The sequence below is a fragment of the Paenibacillus sp. P4_A7 genome (genome assembly GCF_056402455.1).
The window spans coordinates 1-873 of sequence record NZ_JBFUHJ010000854.1; the positions used below are offsets into that span (position 1 = coordinate 1).

The window sequence follows — 873 nt, forward strand, 5'->3', positions numbered from 1 at the left end:
TCGTTAGATTACATAGAACCTATTCAGCAGGATAATGCAAGCAATCAGAATCAATTGGATCAGCTTGCACAGTCATATGAAGCGAAAATGGAGCAATTACAGCAGGAACTTACAACACTGCGCGAGCAGCAAACAAACGTTACGAATGAAGATAAGAAGAAACGTCATACAAAATCCAAACAGGCAGGTAGCGCTTTTGCGCTAACAGAAGCTGAGACGAGACTGATCATCGACGAGAAGCTACACCAAGCAGGCTGGGAAGTGGATTCACAGACTCTTCGTTTTGGTCTTGGTGCTCGTCCGGAGAAAGGGCGTAATCTTGCGATAGCAGAATGGGCGCTCAAATCCGGTTTTGCGGACTATGCGCTATTTTGCGGCTTAGAGTTAGTCGGAATCGTTGAAGCAAAACGGATTAGCCGGAACGTTGAGGCGGATATTGCGCAAGCGAAAAAATATGCCATGCAGGTTGTTCGTCACGGTGATGAGATCATTCATGGACCATGGGGCAACTATCAGGTTCCATTCTTGTTTTCAACGAATGGGCGTCCATACCTGGAACAACTCAAGCATATGTCAGGTATATGGTTCCTTGATGCACGGAAGTCAACGAATCATCCGCGTCCATTGCAAGCATGGTATTCGCCGCAGGGTCTGAAGAGTTTGTTGCAGCAGGATATGGAGGAAGCCAGCAAAGCCCTAAAGGATGAGACATTGGATTATCTCAAGCTGCGTCCGTATCAAGAGGATGCCATCTTGTCCGTTGAACATGCGATTGAAACCGGAGAACGTAATATGCTGCTCGCGATGGCGACAGGTACTGGGAAAACTAGAATGGCGATCGGTCTTATTTACCGTCTAATTAAACATAATCGC

Annotated in this window: 1 protein-coding gene; it reads left to right on the forward strand. The window is 46.7% G+C overall.

Going from position 1 to position 873, the window contains the following annotated elements:
• On the forward strand, window positions 1-873 hold an 873-nt coding region (locus AC1DWN_RS34490; protein WP_477563303.1), incomplete at both ends, for a DEAD/DEAH box helicase family protein.